The 16512-nt window shown below is 44.7% G+C and carries 15 protein-coding genes, 1 tRNA gene and 1 pseudogene; 9 read left to right on the top strand and 8 right to left on the bottom strand.

What is annotated here, in order from left to right; translation table 11 throughout:
• The 5 genes from F6J99_RS27165 to F6J99_RS27185 all read left to right on the top strand — a co-directional run.
• The coding region (locus tag F6J99_RS27165; RefSeq protein WP_293117135.1) for a zinc ribbon domain-containing protein at nt 1-238 on the top strand (238 nt) is incomplete at its 5' end.
• A gap of 138 nt (nt 239-376) precedes the next feature.
• Nucleotides 377-997 (top strand): VWA domain-containing protein, encoded by a 621-nt coding sequence (locus F6J99_RS27170; RefSeq protein WP_083305269.1) that lies wholly within the window; start codon nt 377-379, stop codon nt 995-997.
• A 325-nt stretch (nt 998-1322) separates the two neighbouring features.
• On the top strand, nt 1323-2537 hold the full coding sequence (gene ldpA / locus F6J99_RS27175; protein ID WP_293117138.1) for a circadian clock protein LdpA: 1215 nt from the start codon (nt 1323-1325) through the stop codon (nt 2535-2537).
• Between the two features lie 154 nt (nt 2538-2691).
• A complete protein-coding gene (locus F6J99_RS27180; RefSeq protein WP_293117141.1) occupies nt 2692-4635 on the top strand; it encodes a R3H domain-containing nucleic acid-binding protein in 1944 nt (647 codons plus the stop codon).
• A gap of 184 nt (nt 4636-4819) precedes the next feature.
• Nucleotides 4820-4891 (top strand) — tRNA-Gln (locus F6J99_RS27185).
• 125 nt (nt 4892-5016) lie between these two features.
• Here F6J99_RS27185 and F6J99_RS27190 read toward each other — a convergent pair.
• Both F6J99_RS27190 and F6J99_RS27195 read right to left on the bottom strand, forming a co-directional pair.
• Nucleotides 5017-5901, bottom strand: a complete 885-nt coding sequence (locus tag F6J99_RS27190) for a hypothetical protein (RefSeq protein ID WP_075901316.1) — start codon at nt 5899-5901, stop codon at nt 5017-5019.
• Nucleotides 5902-6106: 205 nt separating this feature from the next.
• Nucleotides 6107-6709, bottom strand: coding sequence for a DUF1517 domain-containing protein (locus F6J99_RS27195; RefSeq protein WP_070393881.1), 603 nt, complete (start codon nt 6707-6709; stop codon nt 6107-6109).
• A 171-nt stretch (nt 6710-6880) separates the two neighbouring features.
• On the opposite strand from F6J99_RS27195, the gene F6J99_RS27200 reads away from it, so the two are divergent.
• Entirely contained in the window at nt 6881-7051 is a 171-nt protein-coding gene (locus F6J99_RS27200) for a hypothetical protein (RefSeq protein WP_293117146.1), read from the top strand.
• A gap of 630 nt (nt 7052-7681) precedes the next feature.
• On the opposite strand, the gene F6J99_RS27205 is transcribed toward F6J99_RS27200, so the two are convergent.
• From F6J99_RS27205 to F6J99_RS27230, 6 genes are all read right to left on the bottom strand, one after another.
• The gene (locus F6J99_RS27205; RefSeq protein WP_070393880.1) at nt 7682-8380 is read right to left on the bottom strand and encodes a hypothetical protein; all 699 of its coding nucleotides are present in this window, start codon (nt 8378-8380) and stop codon (nt 7682-7684) included.
• A 522-nt stretch (nt 8381-8902) separates the two neighbouring features.
• Complete coding sequence (locus F6J99_RS27210; RefSeq protein ID WP_293117149.1) at nt 8903-9271, bottom strand: hypothetical protein; 369 nt, start codon at nt 9269-9271, stop codon at nt 8903-8905.
• A gap of 361 nt (nt 9272-9632) precedes the next feature.
• Nucleotides 9633-10283, bottom strand: a complete 651-nt coding sequence (locus F6J99_RS27215) for a hypothetical protein (protein WP_293117151.1) — start codon at nt 10281-10283, stop codon at nt 9633-9635.
• Between the two features lie 243 nt (nt 10284-10526).
• On the bottom strand, nt 10527-10970 hold the full coding sequence (locus F6J99_RS27220; protein ID WP_070393877.1) for a hypothetical protein: 444 nt from the start codon (nt 10968-10970) through the stop codon (nt 10527-10529).
• Between the two features lie 308 nt (nt 10971-11278).
• On the bottom strand, nt 11279-12217 hold the full coding sequence (locus tag F6J99_RS27225; protein WP_293117155.1) for a M56 family metallopeptidase: 939 nt from the start codon (nt 12215-12217) through the stop codon (nt 11279-11281).
• Nucleotides 12217-12639: a BlaI/MecI/CopY family transcriptional regulator gene (locus F6J99_RS27230; protein WP_293117157.1), complete on the bottom strand. Its 423-nt coding sequence runs from the start codon at nt 12637-12639 to the stop codon at nt 12217-12219. Before F6J99_RS27230 ends, F6J99_RS27225 begins: the two co-directional genes overlap by 1 nt.
• A 240-nt stretch (nt 12640-12879) precedes the next feature.
• Here F6J99_RS27230 and petJ point away from each other — a divergent pair.
• The 3 genes and pseudogenes from petJ to F6J99_RS27245 all read left to right on the top strand — a co-directional run.
• Nucleotides 12880-13209 (top strand): annotated as a pseudogene (petJ, locus tag F6J99_RS27235) (cytochrome c6 PetJ); the annotation flags it as partial.
• Nucleotides 13210-13947: 738 nt separating this feature from the next.
• Nucleotides 13948-15729 carry a 4Fe-4S binding protein gene (locus F6J99_RS27240; RefSeq protein ID WP_293117160.1) on the top strand — a complete coding sequence of 594 codons (1782 nt, stop codon included), beginning with the start codon at nt 13948-13950 and terminating at the stop codon, nt 15727-15729.
• Between the two features lie 264 nt (nt 15730-15993).
• On the top strand, nt 15994-16512 hold a 519-nt coding region (locus tag F6J99_RS27245; RefSeq protein ID WP_293117163.1), incomplete at its 3' end, for an FHA domain-containing protein.

Below are 16512 nucleotides of genomic sequence, written 5' to 3' on the forward strand. Positions count from 1 at the left end.
CAGGCGGCAACTTCAGTATAAGTGTGAACGCTACGGTGCCAAGTTAGTAGTAGCTGACAGGTTCTTTCCATCTAGTCAATTATGTTCATCATGCGGAAATAAACAGCCAATGCCTTTATCTGAAAGGGTTTATGACTGTGGTTGCTGTGGAAATAAGATTGATCGCGATTGGAATGCCTCGCTGAACCTAGAACGCTATAACGAGTACGGCTCGACTCGTAAGCCTGCTGAGGGTTAACCGCTCCCATGCCCCCGTTGAAGCAGGAAATCAACACACAAAGTCTCGTTATGTGACCCTTTGTACACGTTTGATGGAGCAGTATTAGCTAAGCTAGATTAAGAAATGGTGGCAATAAGGTAAGGAGGAAATTTTTTCGTGGGAGGTTCACTCGTGGAAGACCGTGACTATACGTTAATCATCGACAAAAGCGGCAGTATGTCTAGCCCAGACTACCAAGATAGGAGCAAAAGTCGATGGCAGATTGCCCAAGAGTCTACCTTAGCAGTGGCCAGAAAATGTGAACAGCTCGATCCAGATGGGATTACGGTTTACCTGTTTTCTAGTCGCTTTAGACGGTACGATAATGTTACCTCAGATAAAGTAGAACAAATTTTCCAAGAAAATGATCCCATGGGTCGCACCGATCTCGCTGGTGTGCTAAAGGATGCCACCGATGACTACTTTAAGCGCAAAGCGGCTGGGCAAACCAAACCCAATGGGGAAACCTTCTTGGTAATAACCGATGGTGAGCCAGATGACCGCAAAGCTGTAATGCGAGTGATCATTGAAGCATCTCGGCTAATAGACAAGGATGAAGAGCTAGGCATTTCACTGATCCAAGTGGGTAATGATGCCATGGCAACTCGGTTTCTGAAAGTACTTGATGATGACCTTCAAGGGGCTGGGGCTCAATTTGACATCGTGGACACAGTCACTCTGGAAGACATGGAGAATATGACCTTAGCCGAGGTCTTGCTTAACGCGATTATTGATTAACCGAAGAAGCGCCAAAATTCCCATGGTTGCAAAACCATCCCACGACTAATTATCACGTGGGATGGGTTGAAATAAAAACAATTTTGAAATAAAAATAATTTTGAATTAATTGACACCATTATTTTAGTGAGATCAGCTGTAGGAATTCAACCCCTACATTTGGTGTAAGAATAAAACCAGCTACCCTAAATCTGCATTTTTGGAAAACAATTGAGGGATTTCCCCCCCTGGAAAGGTTTGTAAGCGCCTCAAAAAAAACCTTTTTCATTACTCGAATTGTAAAATTAGTCTCCCCATTTTCGCGTTAAAGATTTAGCATATAGGAGTGAATGAACTTTACTATCCCTTACATTCCTTAAGGGAGGGTGATTGGTTCAAGCTCATTTGCGGAGCCAGTTTTCAACACCTCCCTGCTGTTAGAAGCCTAACCTTGGCTTACACCCTCGCCGGTGCCGATTGTATTGATGTGGCAGCTGACCCGGCGGTCATTTCGGCGGCGAAAGATGCCTTACAAGTCGCCAGCACCATGGGAAATGAAGCCAAACAGCGAGGGTTTGGATTCTGTGGCAGACCATGGCTGATGGTGAGCTTGAATGATGGGGAAGACCCCCATTTCCGAAAAGCCGAATTTGACTCAGATTTGTGTCCAGGGGACTGCCCCCGTCCCTGTGAAAAGATTTGCCCAGCACAAGCAATTACTTTCCAGAATGGCAGTGAAGCTTACTCTGGTGTGCTCGACATACGCTGCTATGGCTGTGGTCGTTGTATGCCAGTTTGCCCCCATCAGCTGATCACTACTCGCTCATACGTATCAGCTCCTTTTGCGATCGCACCCCTGATTCTAAGCAATGGCGTTGATGCTATAGAAATTCACACCAAAGTCGGGAATTTACCAGACTTTAAAAGACTATGGAATGCGATCGCACCCTGGTGCGCTCAACTCAAACTCCTAGCCATTAGCTGCCCAGATGGTAAAGATTTGATTGACTACCTAAAAGAAATCTACCAACTCATCCAGCCTTTACCCTGTCCTCTAATCTGGCAAACTGATGGACGTCCTATGAGTGGGGATATAGGCATGGGTACAACTCATGCTGCTGTCAAACTCGCTCAAAAAGTCATCGCTGCTGGATTACCAGGATACGTACAGTTAGCTGGTGGTACCAATAACCACACCGTCAGCAAACTAAGAGCAGCTAGGCTTTTGAAGCTAGCCCAAGTTGATAGGTTGCCGGTTGAACGTTCTTACAACAACCTTGGCCAAAAGGCCACGCTACGCGAACAACCAAATAATCTACCCTACGTTGTCGGTGTGGCTTACGGTAGCTACGCCCGAGTTCTACTCTCACCGATTCTAGAAAAGTTAGAACAAAACTATGACAAAGACGTTGATCACCACCAGGGATTCGGACAGAATCCCTCCTCTAGAAACCTTGAGAATGTACCAGATCTGCTCTGGCAGGCTGTGGCAGATGCCCATGCCCTGGTGGCTCAACTCAAAGCCGTCAAAAAAATCCCCGAGAGTATCTCATTTTCTTGACTTTAATCGAGAAATACTGTTCGATTAAATTGGCATCCAAACATTCAAGTATTAGGAGTAAAATTAAACATGACATAAGTTACAAATTTTCAACAACCGCAATTTAAACTGGGTCAAACGTAACAGCAGAAATCGCTTTATTTGAGCAAAACAAATGGTGAATTTTCCACTAAGCAAGCTTTCAGATCAACAAGTGTCATTCAATCAAGAATTACCAGTGGTTTATGAAAATAGCTTGGTTGAGGCGATGACCGTTAGTGGTCAATCCTCAGAGGTAAGTGACAATCTTCAAGTAGATTGTGCCACTATACCTACCAAGGAACACCAAGAAACAGTGGACAAAACTCAGGGGATTTCAAACTGTGAACAAATTACAGATGACTTGCCAAAATTACTAGACATTTTGCCAGCGGAAATTCGCTCATCATTGGAGCAACATCCTGAAAGGGACTGTTTGATCGAAGTGATTATGGATCTCGGTCGCTTCCCAGAAGTGCGCTTTCGTGATCGGGCAGAGTACCTTTCTGATACACCAGTTACTATCGAACAAATCAATCACTGTGTTGAGCGAGTGGGATCCTTTAGCGGTGATAACCGAGCCGGAATTGAGGGCACCTTGCACCGCATTAGTGCGATTCGGAACCGTCCAGGGGAAATTATTGGCTTAACCTGTCGTGTCGGTCGAGCAGTCTTTGGTACCATCGGCATGATTCGTGACTTAGTCGAAACTGGTAAGTCAATTTTGATGCTCGGGCGTCCCGGTGTAGGCAAAACTACTGCTTTACGGGAAATTGCCCGAGTTCTGGCAGACGAATTAGACAAACGGGTCGTGATTATCGACACCTCTAACGAAATTGCTGGAGATGGCGATATTCCTCACCCAGCTATTGGTCGAGCCCGACGGATGCAGGTCGCTAGCCCAGAACATCAGCATCAGGTGATGATTGAGGCGGTGGAAAACCATATGCCAGAAGTGATCGTTATCGATGAAATTGGCACAGAACTAGAAGCTCAGGCCGCTCGTACCATTGCGGAACGGGGGGTGATGCTAGTGGGAACTGCTCACGGTAATCGGATTGAAAACTTAATTAAAAATCCCACTCTTTCGGATTTAGTAGGCGGTATCCAGGCTGTCACCCTAGGCGATGATGAAGCCAGACGGCGAGGCTCTCAGAAAACCGTTTTGGAGCGCAAAGCCCCCCCAACCTTTGAAATCGCTGTAGAAATGCTAGAGCGAAAGCGTTGGGTCGTACACGAAAGTGTTGCGGACACGGTTGATAATTTGCTCAGGGGACGTCAACCAAATCCTCCAGTCAGGACAGAAGATGAAAATGGTAAGGTCACCATTACCCGAGAATTACCTAGCGCTCCAGTTGCCACTCCCCTAAATGGTCGGAGCAAGGGTCACCTTACCCTAACGACTCCTAGCCAACCAAAAGGTTGGCGTTCATCTGGGCAGATGAAGCCCCTATCCCTTCAAGAACCAAAGCCAGCTCGAGAAAATAGTATGTTTGAACAGCTGCTGGCTGAGTCTTGGTCACAGCAAGAGCGCTTGGGTCAAGGGATGGAGATGTTAGGACCCAATGGTGAGGATTTGCCACTACAGGTCTATCCTTACGGCATTAGTCGTCATCAAATCGAGCAAGTGATCCAAATCCTAAATTTGCCTGTGGCCTTGACAAAAAACATGGATACTGCTGATGTGGTTTTAGGATTGCGATCGCATGTCAAAAGCCACTCCAAGCTCAAGTCCATTGCTAAATCTCGTCAGATCCCGATTCACGCCATCAAAGCTAGCTCCATCCCCCAGATTACTCGGGCATTACGGCGTCTGTTGCACATGGATGACCCCACAATTCCCGATGCTGCTGATTTGGAGTTATTTGCCCAAAGCGTTAGCGAGGATGAAATCGAGGCTCTAGAAGAAGCCCGTTTAGCAGTTGAGCAAATTGTGATTCCCAAAGGCCAACCCGTAGAATTGTTGCCGCGATCGCCTAAAGTGCGGAAGATGCAACACGAGTTAGTTGAACACTATCGCCTCAAGTCTTCTAGCTTTGGCGATGAACCCAACCGACGTTTACGGATTTATCCGGCTTGAATCTAGGCTGGAGAGGAAGAGGGGGGATAAAAACAATATAGGTCAGACAATCAATCTCTCTTTCTCTTCCTTCCGGTGACCATCACCCCCGATCCCCCTTTCACCCAAACAAAGAAAAAATAATCAAAAAAAATACTTGACATATTCCCACTCAGATCTGTTATCATCTTAGAAGTGCAATCGATGGGGTGTAGCCAAGCGGTAAGGCAGCGGGTTTTGGTCCCGCCATTCCTAGGTTCGAATCCTAGCACCCCAGTTATATAAATCAGTTGTACTTGTCAGGTTATGGTAGTCAATGACATAATAATCTGGATGTCAAACAAAATAAGAAGCTTCTAAATCCTTTAGAAGCTTCTTAGGCGTTTTTAAGGGGCGTCTAAACTAACGGCGGCGTCTGAAGGAACGACTACCACCACGACTACTACCAAAGCCAGAACGCGATCGATTTGTGCTGCCAAAACCACTGCTTCTTGGTTTGGCTTTCTTAGCACTAGATGGACTAGAGGTGCGTAACTGACTTGATCCGAAACCACTTCCTGTGGAGCGATTAGCGTTGGGTGAGGCTTTACGAGTAGTGGCTTGATTAGCTGCAGGAGATTTTCTTAAGCTACCAGTCGTGCGGAAAGAGCGAGTATTTTTAACCACGGGTGGCGGTGATTTGTACCGTGTTTCATATCGGTTCACTGCTTGACTATAGCTGTTACCATATCCACCATAACCAGTCAGAACTCCTCCTGGTTGATAAACTGGTGGAACATAGTATTGAGGTCGAAATAGCATACTACCTATAGCTTGACCAGCCAAAGCACCAGCAAAGGGAGCCCAGAAACTAGATTGCTGACGCACGATTACTGTTTCTTGTTGACCAGTTTGAGGATTAGGTCTAGTCTCAGTGACATTGTGGACATATTCAATCCGGAAGTCTTCAGTTAGGTACATCACCGGCTGATTGTCATCAATACTCAGATAGGTATTTTCCCCAGCAGCAACCTGCTCATCAGTCAGACGTGCCATCTGCAAATCCCTGCTCCGAAAAACTGGTGGACTACCCGCAGGAGTATTGAGTACCATCAGGGTATATACCCCATTAACATCATCGTAGGTTGCCTGTTGTACGGGATATTTCCCATCACTCAACCGAGTCGGAGTAAAGGATGTATTCCCACCCCGATTCGGCGGCAATTGGCTTGAGTTAGGAGAACCACACCCTACTGTAGTCCAACATAGGGTTAGAGATAGAACAAAAATCGCAATTGTACGTAACATATACTTAAAAAAGTTTTCTTAAATCACTATTGTTCTCTTCAATCACTATTGTCTAATCGCGCTTTGCTATGGGCTAGTTAATTTTTAATAAGACAATTTGGGGAAGATTTTTCGTTCGTCTTGCCCATCACCCCATCACCCCATCACCCCATCACCTGATAGTGAAAACTATAACACTATATTTTGTTAACCTATTTTATTCTGATTACAGGGGAACCAGTTCCGGGAAATTAAGTAAAATTTGCTCATCAGTCAGTTCATCACCCAACTGTGCTGGAGAGAAGTGAACCTGAATAGCTTGCAAACTTTCCTGATAGTGGAGATTAATCAATGCCTTTAGACCTGCTTCTAGGTACTCAACACTAGCTAGGTTAGTTTCTAGTTCAGGAACTTCCCCTTCGTAGGCTACTGTGATCATAACAATTACGTTTTGGGTCACAGGTATCGATAAAGGTTCGTTGTCAGGTAAGGGTGTACTGAAATCTGGTTCAGACAGATAGCGCCCAGCTGAGTCAGTAAACAGTTCATTAACGTAGTCCCCAGCTTCTCCTTCCTTCCAGAAGACATCCCCTTCATTCGCTGCGGATTGCCAGTAGATCTGTAGCTGTAGCAGGTTTTGACAAATTGCTACCAGTTCTTCCCCTAAAACCTTCAAATCCCCGTCTGAGTCAACGGCCTCCCGTGCCGCACGATTGAGTACCCCCAGCAAGGGTGTTACTTCTGAACCAGCTAAGTGTACAAACAAACGAAAAACTACAAATCTAGTTTTGCCACCAAATTTATTTAAGCGATCGCGCCAAGAGCTCATCCTTCTGTCGGCGTTCCTTACGCCGTTAATTAATCTCAATTACCCTATCTATCCTACTCTAGCGCATTGCTCACTACCCATACTGGATCACCGAACACCCGCCTTAGTTAGGCATAGCAAGGGGAGTTATATCAAGTCTGCTATTAAGGGGAGGGTGGGAGGTGTGGGGAGATGGGGAGATGGGGAGATGGGGAGAAACGGGAGAAACGGGAGATTTTTATTAAGCGATGCAGCGCGGTCTTGGGGAGCCAGTGCGGTCTTGGGGAGGCAGCGCCGCCAAAGGGGGTTTCCCCCACTCGCGCTTTGCATCAAGACAGGATAATTATCCTGACAAGATATTAGGTAGGGAAAACCAAGTCAACTGTGTCCGTTTGATCAGAAAAAAAAACAGGAGCAATCGCATCTGCACCAGTCAACCGCAACTGACTGAGCGATCACTCCTGACTACACCCCGTTTTTTAAATATGTAGCGGTTTATACCACTTATCTAACAAAACTACAAGAGGTTTGAGCCATCATTCAACTCCTTGGGGACTCCCGTTATACCCGTGCATGAAGCGCGGGAGGGGAATTGGAGACTTGATCTGTTGCGCTTTTTGATAATCTATGGTAAGATTAATGCATATTAACGCGCCCAAAAAGTGCCGGTTTGCGCGCAAGCTGAAAAGCCCCTGCTAAGAGCGTAGACCAAAAGACAAGTAAGCTCAATGATTTAATCGGAGAGTCTAGAGGCTGTTTGGTTCAGCCGTTAAGAGTTTTGTACTCTTAAGAATCCCTCCCTATAATCTTTGATTTAGCGATGGGAGTATCAACTGTATCGAACTGGGTTAACTTGAAAGGGATCTCACCATCTTGCTGGCGGTGGAGGGTTAACAGTCAACCCTCCACCCTTAACCCTTAACCATCAGCAATAAATCAGTTGCTTAGTGCCGTAGCAGTTAACTAGGTTAACCTAGTGAAGTAGGTATCATATCATCCTACTTTTCTTCTGAACTCAATTAAGTTTGACCTGTGTTTTGTTACTGACAGTGGTTTTGTTTCTGACAGTGCTGTAATATTAATATCGTGATCTTTGGTAAAATCTGCTTTACACAAAGTCATAATACGCTGTTGCCACCATTGCTTTTCTGTAATCTGTTGCTCAAAAAAGTCGGGCATAAACTCATAGGAACTAATCAGGCGACGACCGAGGTATAACACTAGTTGCTCTGCCTTATAATCTTCTGCGTGATAAGTTGACCAATCGTCGATTAGGTTTAAATCCCATACCCCAATCCACTCTTGGTTTTTGAAGGGGTCAATTAGGCTAATACCGATGCGATGAGAGACGTTCCTAATCGGTAAATTAACAATTTCTCTTCTGGTGTTACCTGGTTTTCTTTGGCGATTGCTTCTCTGGAAATACCTATCTAAATCCGCTAGGTTATCTAGAGTAATTAGCAAGTATTGTCTTTGGAGCAGCTCACAGTTAAATCGCCATGTGCTGACCGCTCCCGGTGTGTTTCTTTCCAGAAGTAATAACTTACAACCTTTTCCTGGCAGCTGTCGGATCACTAGAGGGGTATAGTACTGTTCTACTTTTCTTCCTATAATCCCTTGGATCCATTGTTTAGTGATGTTCAGCCATTGCTTTCTAGAGTCAAGTTTACTATAATAATCTAAGACAGTCATACAGTTAATTTTAGAAGTAGTAGTAGATTTAACACCCTTTTTAAAGGTGTTGGCAACCCTGAATGAATGCTATTGACTAATTGCAAACTAGCCAGCAGCGTCTTCTAGTTGAGATAGATAGTTGAGATAGATAGCTGAGATATACAGCTGAGATAGATAATAGATAGCTGAGATATACAGCTGAGATAGATAATAGATAGCTGAGATAGATAGCTGAGATATACAGCTGAGATAGATAGCTGAGATAGATAGCTGAGATATACAGCTGAGATAGATAGCTGAGATAGATAGCTGAGATAGATAGCTGAGATAGTCTTCCTTCTGAAATTGGAACTCAACCGGTGACTAACTAGACAACTAACCAAACCATAAGTCTTGAATAATCAGTACGTCAATTATGGAATTGAACGTTTTTTTGGTAATGGGTGATGGGTAATGACTCGGGAGTAATTACAATTAGCAATTAGCAATTAGCAATTAGCAATTAGCAATTACCGATTACCGATGGTAATAGAGATAATATTAATCCTCTTCATCAATACAGGAATTTACTAGCAGTTGAATTATTCCTTTGCCTTTGGATAAGATTGTAGATTTATCAATTTCAATACCTAGCCCCAAGCCAATCAAGGTTAACCCACCCATTACGAGACTAGAAGGAGCCGACTTGGTGGCAAAAGAAATGTTTTCCTCACCATTTACCCGTTCATAGGAAGCTTCCAGTGACTGGAATCCCAAAATCATCGCCACAATCAGAGCAAAAATATACCCTCCCCTTACTATCGGCTGCTTTTCATGATGATTCGGAGTTGGATAATTCACCAAAGCACTAGTGCTGGCTTGAGAGTTTTGATTGCCAGAAGGCACCGAATTAATTGATTGGTTTTGCATAGTTATTTGTTGGCAAACAGTTTTAGGGAAATAAATCGCTGTTGGCTACGTAGCTGCTCGCGTAGCGTGACCATTCGCGTAGCGTGGCCTTTTGGCCAAGGTCAATCGCGTAGCGTGGCCATTAGGCCAATCAAGTAGACCATTAGATTCAGCGATCAGTTATTGAATGAGCGTACTGAATTGACCGGTCAAGAAAGTCAGGTAACACCATTACGTTCGCGTAGTGTGACCATTCGCTTAGCGTGGCCATTAGGCCAAGGTCAATCCTTAAGCGGCAAGCCGCTTACCTAGGTAACAGGATCAACGATTTTGAGTCTTGGTGGTGAGTGATGGCTGATAGAAAATGGAAACTACATGGAAACTAACTTGCTAACGGTTCTGATATTAGTTCCCAAGCATTGACATGGCTGACACCAATGCGCACTGGTACGTTCAGATAATCATCTACCAGGTAATAATCGGTCTCATAGCGGCCTAATGTGCCATCGGGACGCCTCAGTGTGTACTGGAATTTGGGAATGTAACGCTCCCGAGTCAATCGATCAATTAGTTCGTTGTACTCATCCCGACTATCACGCCACAAGTAGCGATAATTAAAGCCAGTCCACTGATGGGGTTGGAGAATGCCTCGCTCTGGTGCAAGTAGGTCATTGGTATGTAAGCAAACATCATTCCACATTGACGTAATTACTACAATCCGACCTTCTTCACGCTTTTCTTTGATAAAATCATTAACACGAAGGTAGTTTGCTCCTAGCAAATAGGTTCCGTCTTGGCGTATTGGTCCGGTCATCTTTGTCTGGCTCCTGAGTATGGAGGTGGGAATTTGGTAAGGTCGCTCGCATCCGGGCCAAGATACAATAGCCCGTTGGAGCCTGAGTTTTTGAGCAGATACAGCCAGCTCACTAGCATGTCGCCTTAGAGCATAAGCCGCTAATCGTGATGGAGCTTCAATATTGAAACTCTCGGTGGTAACTGATAGATGGCACCCTGAGAAAAAAAAATTGTCCATTGTTGAAGACTGAAACCTAAAATGACACGCTGACTAGTGAGTGTTGCTGTTAAGCAAGTTAAACCGGACAAACGGAGACTATGGCTAACTACTATGGTTGGTGATCTAAGTAACCGACGGCTTCCATAGTACAGTAACTGGCAGGATTGATTTTAGCCAAAAATCGCTTCAAAAAACGATAATTTCTCGCTTTACATCCCCTCTGATAGCAATAACCATTGGCAGGTGTTAGTCCGATCACGGTTATTGAATCTTTGGCAACTCGTTGTTGCTCGACAATTTTGGAAAACCGTAGAAACAGCGATCGCGAATCTCCACTAACTCATCCGTTGTCCAAGGTTCACCATTGTTCTTGCATAGCACTACACCCAAACCAATCAAGTCATCATCTGTGGGTCGGTTCCCTTCTAAGATGGCTTGCAGGTTTTCAACGCTAACTTCACTTAATCGTGATAGTTCTTCCAAGTTCCAGCCATGAATGAGATCAACAATGGTAGGGGTTTGTACTGGAACTGCTGATAGTTGGCTGCTGTCTAGGTAGTTAAAAAATTTAGTCAGCGTATCTTCTAGCCCTTCACTGTAGTCAAGCTCGTGTTCGACACAGTAGTTGCGGAAGCGCTTTAGTAGATGTTTGGGAATATGTCCTCGCAGTAATGCATACCGGGGATCTGTCTTTTTGTGAACCAATGTCCTTGTCCTCTAGCTCGGGAGAGAGCAACATATGATTGTCCTCTTATAAGTTTGGCACATTTTGTCCCGATATACTTCTATTGGTATATCGTGATATCGTGACAATAGGTTAATACACTGGTTAATACACTTAGGTAGTTACTACACTTAGGGGGTTTACTTAAGTGTTTTAGTTAAGTGTTTTCTGTGTTCGTTCCTTTTGTCGCGATATATTTATATATTTACATCACTATGTCGCGACGTCAAGGCCAAAAAAAATATTTTTTTCCCCTTTCCCTGTGGCCTGTTACCTGTTGCCCTTAAGTCTATTGGTGAAACGGTACAACCAATAGGGGTAATAATACGTATAGCAACCAACTCCAATTCCAGGAGTAATGCCAGGAGCTAGTACCAGTGGAAGACTCTGGCTCTGTCAACAATGCATCGATTCTCTGTTGGAAGCGACTGGGAGACACTGGTCTACTAAAGGGAGCACAGAAATTTTCCGTAGTGATCATCGGACTACTAACCATAGTTAACAGTGATTCTGCTAACAATAGGGCATCAACCCGTTTAGCGGCCCAATGGTCAGCACGGATTTCTCGTAGGCTCAATAGTTCTTGCCACAATGACTCTGTATTTGGTAACCAAGCGGTGATTCGATGAATCCAGCCTAGCCAGAAAAACCAGAAGGTATCTCGGTAATGGTGGTGAGCTTGCTCATGGGTGATCACAGCCTCTAAATGTTCCGATGAAAGAGTTTCTAAGAGTCCCTGACTGACCACAAGTTCCGGTTGCCAAAAGCCAATCTGAGCAATAAAGGGTATGGGAGTGTCTAAAAGACGAGCCAATTGACCCTGACTAGCTAGGGATTCAGGGATTGGAGTCAAGCCAGAACAGTTTTCAACTCTTTCCCATTGCCCATTTTGCCATTGCCCATTTATTAAGCAAATTTGAGGTAAGGAACGAACTTGTTGCAAAGACTGCCAACCAAGCTTTGCTGACTTTAGCCACAACATTAGTGCCCAAACCAGAAATCCTAGGGCTAGACAGTAGCTGATCCAGTCGGTGCGTAACCCGATCATTTGTCCCTTTGGCCCCATGGATAGCACAGCCACAGCAGTGGTTAGCAGGAGTAGGGGTGGAGCAAGAAATTGCACTAGTAACTGTTGCCAGCACTTGGGACAACTTGCTGGGAGTTGGTAGCTTGTGCGTCTGTGCCAGCAAGCCAACCCTAATGCTGCTATTATCATTACAAAATGCATTATTTTCCCTCCTTCCGCCTTTGACGTGCTGCTTGCAGTCGTTGTGCGATCGCAGAAATTTGTTCCACACTTGCTGCATCTAAGCTATCGGCAAAGGCAGCAACTACATCTGGATTGCCTACAGCTAAAAAGCGATTAAGCTGGTCATGGGCTGCGAGTACCTGGGCTTCTTGGCGAGACACTAAGGGTCTCCATAAAAAGGTACGCTGTCGTTTATCACAACTGAGCCAACCTTTCTGGGTCAAGCGGCGTAGCACTGTGGTCACTGAAGCATAGGCTAATTCCCGATCTGGGTCAGCCAAAATCTGTTCATGGACATCTTTGACAGTAGCGCAACCTAATCCCCAGATGATCTCCAAGATTTCTCGTTCCAATGGACCTAGGGAGAGTTGTTTAGGGCGATGATGGGGCAGAGGACTCATAGATTACTGGTTGATTTTGGTTTAATTTTAAGCTAATTATGGTGCTAGAGGTTATTTATAGTGTATGAAGTTTTGAGCAGCCAGGCTATTGAGATTCATATGTAGTCGGTCTGCTGCCTTTATTTATAGTCTTGCTTCTTAGGTTTGACAGGGGTTATTAATCGGCTTACAGTCATTCTATGGAATAATTATAGGCCACTCTGTAGCCTGCTATCTGTTTTGATCAGAAGGAGAATACCCTTGAAGAAGCTGCTATCAATCCTGTTGACTGCTACGGTATGGTTTACATTTGCTCTAGAACGTCCAGCCCTCGCTGGTGATGCCGCTCAGGGAGCTAAGGTTTTTAGTCAGAATTGTGCTGCTTGTCATATCGGTGGCAATAACGTGATTATGGCCAATAAAACCTTGAAGAAAGCTGTGCTGAAACGATATAAGATGTATGACCTGGAAAATATTAAAACCCAGGTAACCAATGGCAAAAATGCTATGCCCTCCTTCAATAAAAAGCTGACTGAGCAGGAGATTGAAAATGTGGCTACCTATGTTTTATCGCAGGCGGACAATGACTGGCCGTTGGGTAAAGAAATTTCTAATCAAAAATCCCCAGAGTCCAAATCTCCACAATTAGGTATAGAGGCTGATCAGAAGCCAGTTAATCAGGACAAAACCGATACCCTTAAACCCAAAAAGCGCCCATTCTGGCGCTCATTGTTTTGATTCCCCTCAGGTTAATTACTCGATAGCGCCATGATTTCCGAGGTTACTAAAACCGGGGATTGGCGCTTTTTGCACTTCAGGAGTATGAAGATGCGATGGACGTTCGCGTAGCGTCGGCTCTGCCGATAGTCCCGCTTTCAGCGAACGCTTATTATCACCAAGCCAAAGCCTATTCACAATTGGTAAAAAGCTAACTCACCCAACCCCATCAGGTAGACCTTTGAGTACTTTCGAGCAAATCCAAGCAATTCTCGTTCTGACAGCAAGTAGGGCTATGTCTACCAAACTGTTGCATTATAACCATCAGATTAGAACTATCTGGGGGTTTTTTGTAAAGTTATGTTACAAATTCGGAAACTGCGACATAAAAGTTGTGGACTCAACCAGATAAGTAACTGGTGACTCAAAATCAATGGTGTTAGTTAGGTTGCTAACAAACTCAAGCTCAAGAGGGTTGACCTAACTCTTGCTGGTGTTATAGAGCAAATTATGCCTCAAGACGGGTAATGCTCATCCTCAGAATTGGTTTCGCTGTTAGCTGTTACGAAGTACCCAAATGGGTACTGGCAATGCCTGAACTGGTTTCCCACAATGGAGCAAAAGGGGGTTAAAGTGATGCTGTCAAAGGTACCAGAACAAAGTTGGCACCGAGTCCGTTTGGTGCTAGCGATTAGTTGGCTAATATTAATTTTCTCGTTGTTTTATGACCCGATCTCACACAATTTAACTGATCCTGATCATCTATTCAGCCTATTTCGGGATCCCATGCTCACCCGAGACCCATGTGTTCAAGTCCAGGGAGTATGCCTAGATGAAAAACCCTATGCCCTCGGAGCGCGATTGTTTTGGGGCATGATCGTGCCTAGCGCCATCATGATTGTCTTGGTGTTCGGTCATGAGACTTGGCGACGCATTTGCCCACTTTACTTTCTCTCCCAAATTCCCAGAGGGTTGGGATTACAGCCAAAGCGGGATATCAGCAAAAATTCTTGGCTGGTTCGTAACCATTTATATGTCCAGTTTGCCATTTTATTTATCGGCTTGAACTGCCGGATTCTATTTGTTAACTCTGAGCGCTTGCTTCTGGGTTTGTTTCTGAGCCTGACTATCGTATCTGCCATGATGATGGTATTCCTCTATGGTGGCAGAAGTTGGTGTCATTATGTCTGTCCATTTGGCATAGTTCAGATGGTATTTATTGGACCACGGGGATTGCTTGGCACTGACGCTCACAACACACCGCCAAAAACTATTACCCAGTCCATGTGTCGCACCGTAGACTACACCACAGGTATTGAAAAAAGTGCCTGTATCAGTTGTAAGTCCCCTTGTATGGATATCGATTCCGAAAAAGCCTACTGGCAACAACTTACTAAGCCTGGTCGGAAATTAGTCCAATACGGTTATTTAGGCCTTGTGATTGGCTATTTCCTCTACTCCTGGTTGTATGCAGGAAACTTTGATTATTACATGTCTGGGGCTTGGGCCTATCAAGAAAATCAGTTAGGTTCCCTTTTCAAGCCAGGGTTTTACATCATGAATCACCCGATTGGGATTCCTAAACTGGTGGCAACTCCTCTTACCTTCCTTGTCTTCGTGGTCCTCAGTTGTGTAATTTGTACCAAGCTAGAGAAGCTATACAAAGCTGCTCTGTGGCGAAAAAATAAGTCTATCACTCACGAGCAGGTATTGCACCGAGTCTTTTCCATTTGTACCTTTATTGCCTTTAACTTCTTCTTCATTTACGGGGGTCGTCCCGAAATTAATCGCTTCCCTGTTTTAGTGCAATTTCTGTTTCAGAGTGTAGTGATTCTGGTGAGCAGTTTATGGCTTTATCGAACTTGGGGTCGTAGTTCCCAACAATATACCCAGGAGAGTTTGGCAGACAAGTTGCGCCGTCAACTGAAGAAGCTACCCCTGGACTTCTCGGAATTTCTGGAAGGTCGTTCCGTGGATGAACTCAAACCTGAGGAATTACACATCCTGGCTAAAACCCTACCTGGTGCTAACCAACAATACCGCTTGGGGGTATACAAAGGGGTGTTAAGAGAAGCGATCCAATCTGGACATGTCAATTCCGCTAGTAGCCTAGAGGTTCTCCAGCAGATCCGGGATGAACTGGGTATCAAGGATCAGCAACATTATCAGATTTTAGAAGAACTTGGTAAGGAGCAGGAAAACTTACCGATCTTGTATCCCCACTATGGACGGGACCCCTATCAGGTACTGAGCACCATCAAAGAGCGCCAGAAGACCAGTACTTGTAACCAACGCACTATCCTCAGGGAATCCCGCCAGCAGAATCGCTCTGATCAGCGCACCAAGCTGCTAAAAGACCGCCAAAATGAGAATCAACCAGGTGATCACGACTAGTCCTTGGTTTCCGAAGATAGTACATTCAACAGGGTGATACGAGGAGGATATACCGGAAAAAAGAGAGAATTTTTCATAAAAAGAAAAAAAAAGGCTGATAATTATATGGCCACTGGTAAAACACTTATCAAAGACTTACTGGTGGTTCAGGCCGAGGGTAAGGTACTACCGATGAAGACAAGTTGAGATGAATTGTGAACTCAGAAAATCCCTTCATAAATTTCAGCAATTGACGCAATTGACCCATTAGTTCGGTAATTTGGAGTGACACAAAACATGCTTACGACTACAGTCATCAACTACCAAACCAACGAGTTACAGGAAAAAATCCTGAAACCGGAAACTGGAATTCAAGGTGAGTATCTGATTGGCCGCCATCCAAGTTGTGACCTAGTCTTGGATAGTCCTGTAGTGAGTCGTGTACACGGCAGAATTCTATGTCAAGGGGGAAAGTATTACTTTACTGACCTCGGTAGCACAGATGGCTCTCGGATCAATAACGAGGAGGTTGATGTTAACCAAAACTGGCTCCTGAAGGAAGATGACATCATCCGCATCGGTGAATTTGTGTTGTTGGTCAAAGACCTAGAGCTCTATGGCTCTAGCCAGGAAGCCAACCTGGTAGATGGTAATAGCACTGGGATAAAGCAATGGACTAAGGGTGAGATTACTGTCCGCTGTGTACAGGTCATTGATGAGACCGATGATGTAAAAACATTCCGCTTCGTTGCCGAACCACCAATACTGTTCAGCTACAAGCCAGGTCAGTTTGTCACTCTCGAT

The sequence above is a fragment of the Moorena sp. SIO4G3 genome (assembly GCF_010692305.1).
Taxonomy (GTDB): domain Bacteria; phylum Cyanobacteriota; class Cyanobacteriia; order Cyanobacteriales; family Coleofasciculaceae; genus Moorena; species Moorena producens_A.

Bases quoted from the DNA above. Each gene is read 5' to 3' on its own strand.
- F6J99_RS27180 (WP_293117141.1), top strand. From the start codon at position 2,692: ATGGTGAATTTTCCACTAAGCAAGCTTTCAGATCAACAAGTGTCATTC.
- F6J99_RS27190 (WP_075901316.1), bottom strand. From the start codon at position 5,901: ATGTTACGTACAATTGCGATTTTTGTTCTATCTCTAACCCTATGTTGG.
- F6J99_RS27195 (WP_070393881.1), bottom strand. From the start codon at position 6,709: ATGAGCTCTTGGCGCGATCGCTTAAATAAATTTGGTGGCAAAACTAGA.
- F6J99_RS27200 (WP_293117146.1), top strand. From the start codon at position 6,881: ATGGGGAGATGGGGAGATGGGGAGAAACGGGAGAAACGGGAGATTTTT.
- F6J99_RS27205 (WP_070393880.1), bottom strand. From the start codon at position 8,380: ATGACTGTCTTAGATTATTATAGTAAACTTGACTCTAGAAAGCAATGG.
- F6J99_RS27210 (WP_293117149.1), bottom strand. From the start codon at position 9,271: ATGCAAAACCAATCAATTAATTCGGTGCCTTCTGGCAATCAAAACTCT.
- F6J99_RS27215 (WP_293117151.1), bottom strand. From the start codon at position 10,283: ATGGACAATTTTTTTTTCTCAGGGTGCCATCTATCAGTTACCACCGAG.
- F6J99_RS27225 (WP_293117155.1), bottom strand. From the start codon at position 12,217: ATGCATTTTGTAATGATAATAGCAGCATTAGGGTTGGCTTGCTGGCAC.
- F6J99_RS27230 (WP_293117157.1), bottom strand. From the start codon at position 12,639: ATGAGTCCTCTGCCCCATCATCGCCCTAAACAACTCTCCCTAGGTCCA.
- F6J99_RS27240 (WP_293117160.1), top strand. From the start codon at position 13,948: ATGGAGCAAAAGGGGGTTAAAGTGATGCTGTCAAAGGTACCAGAACAA.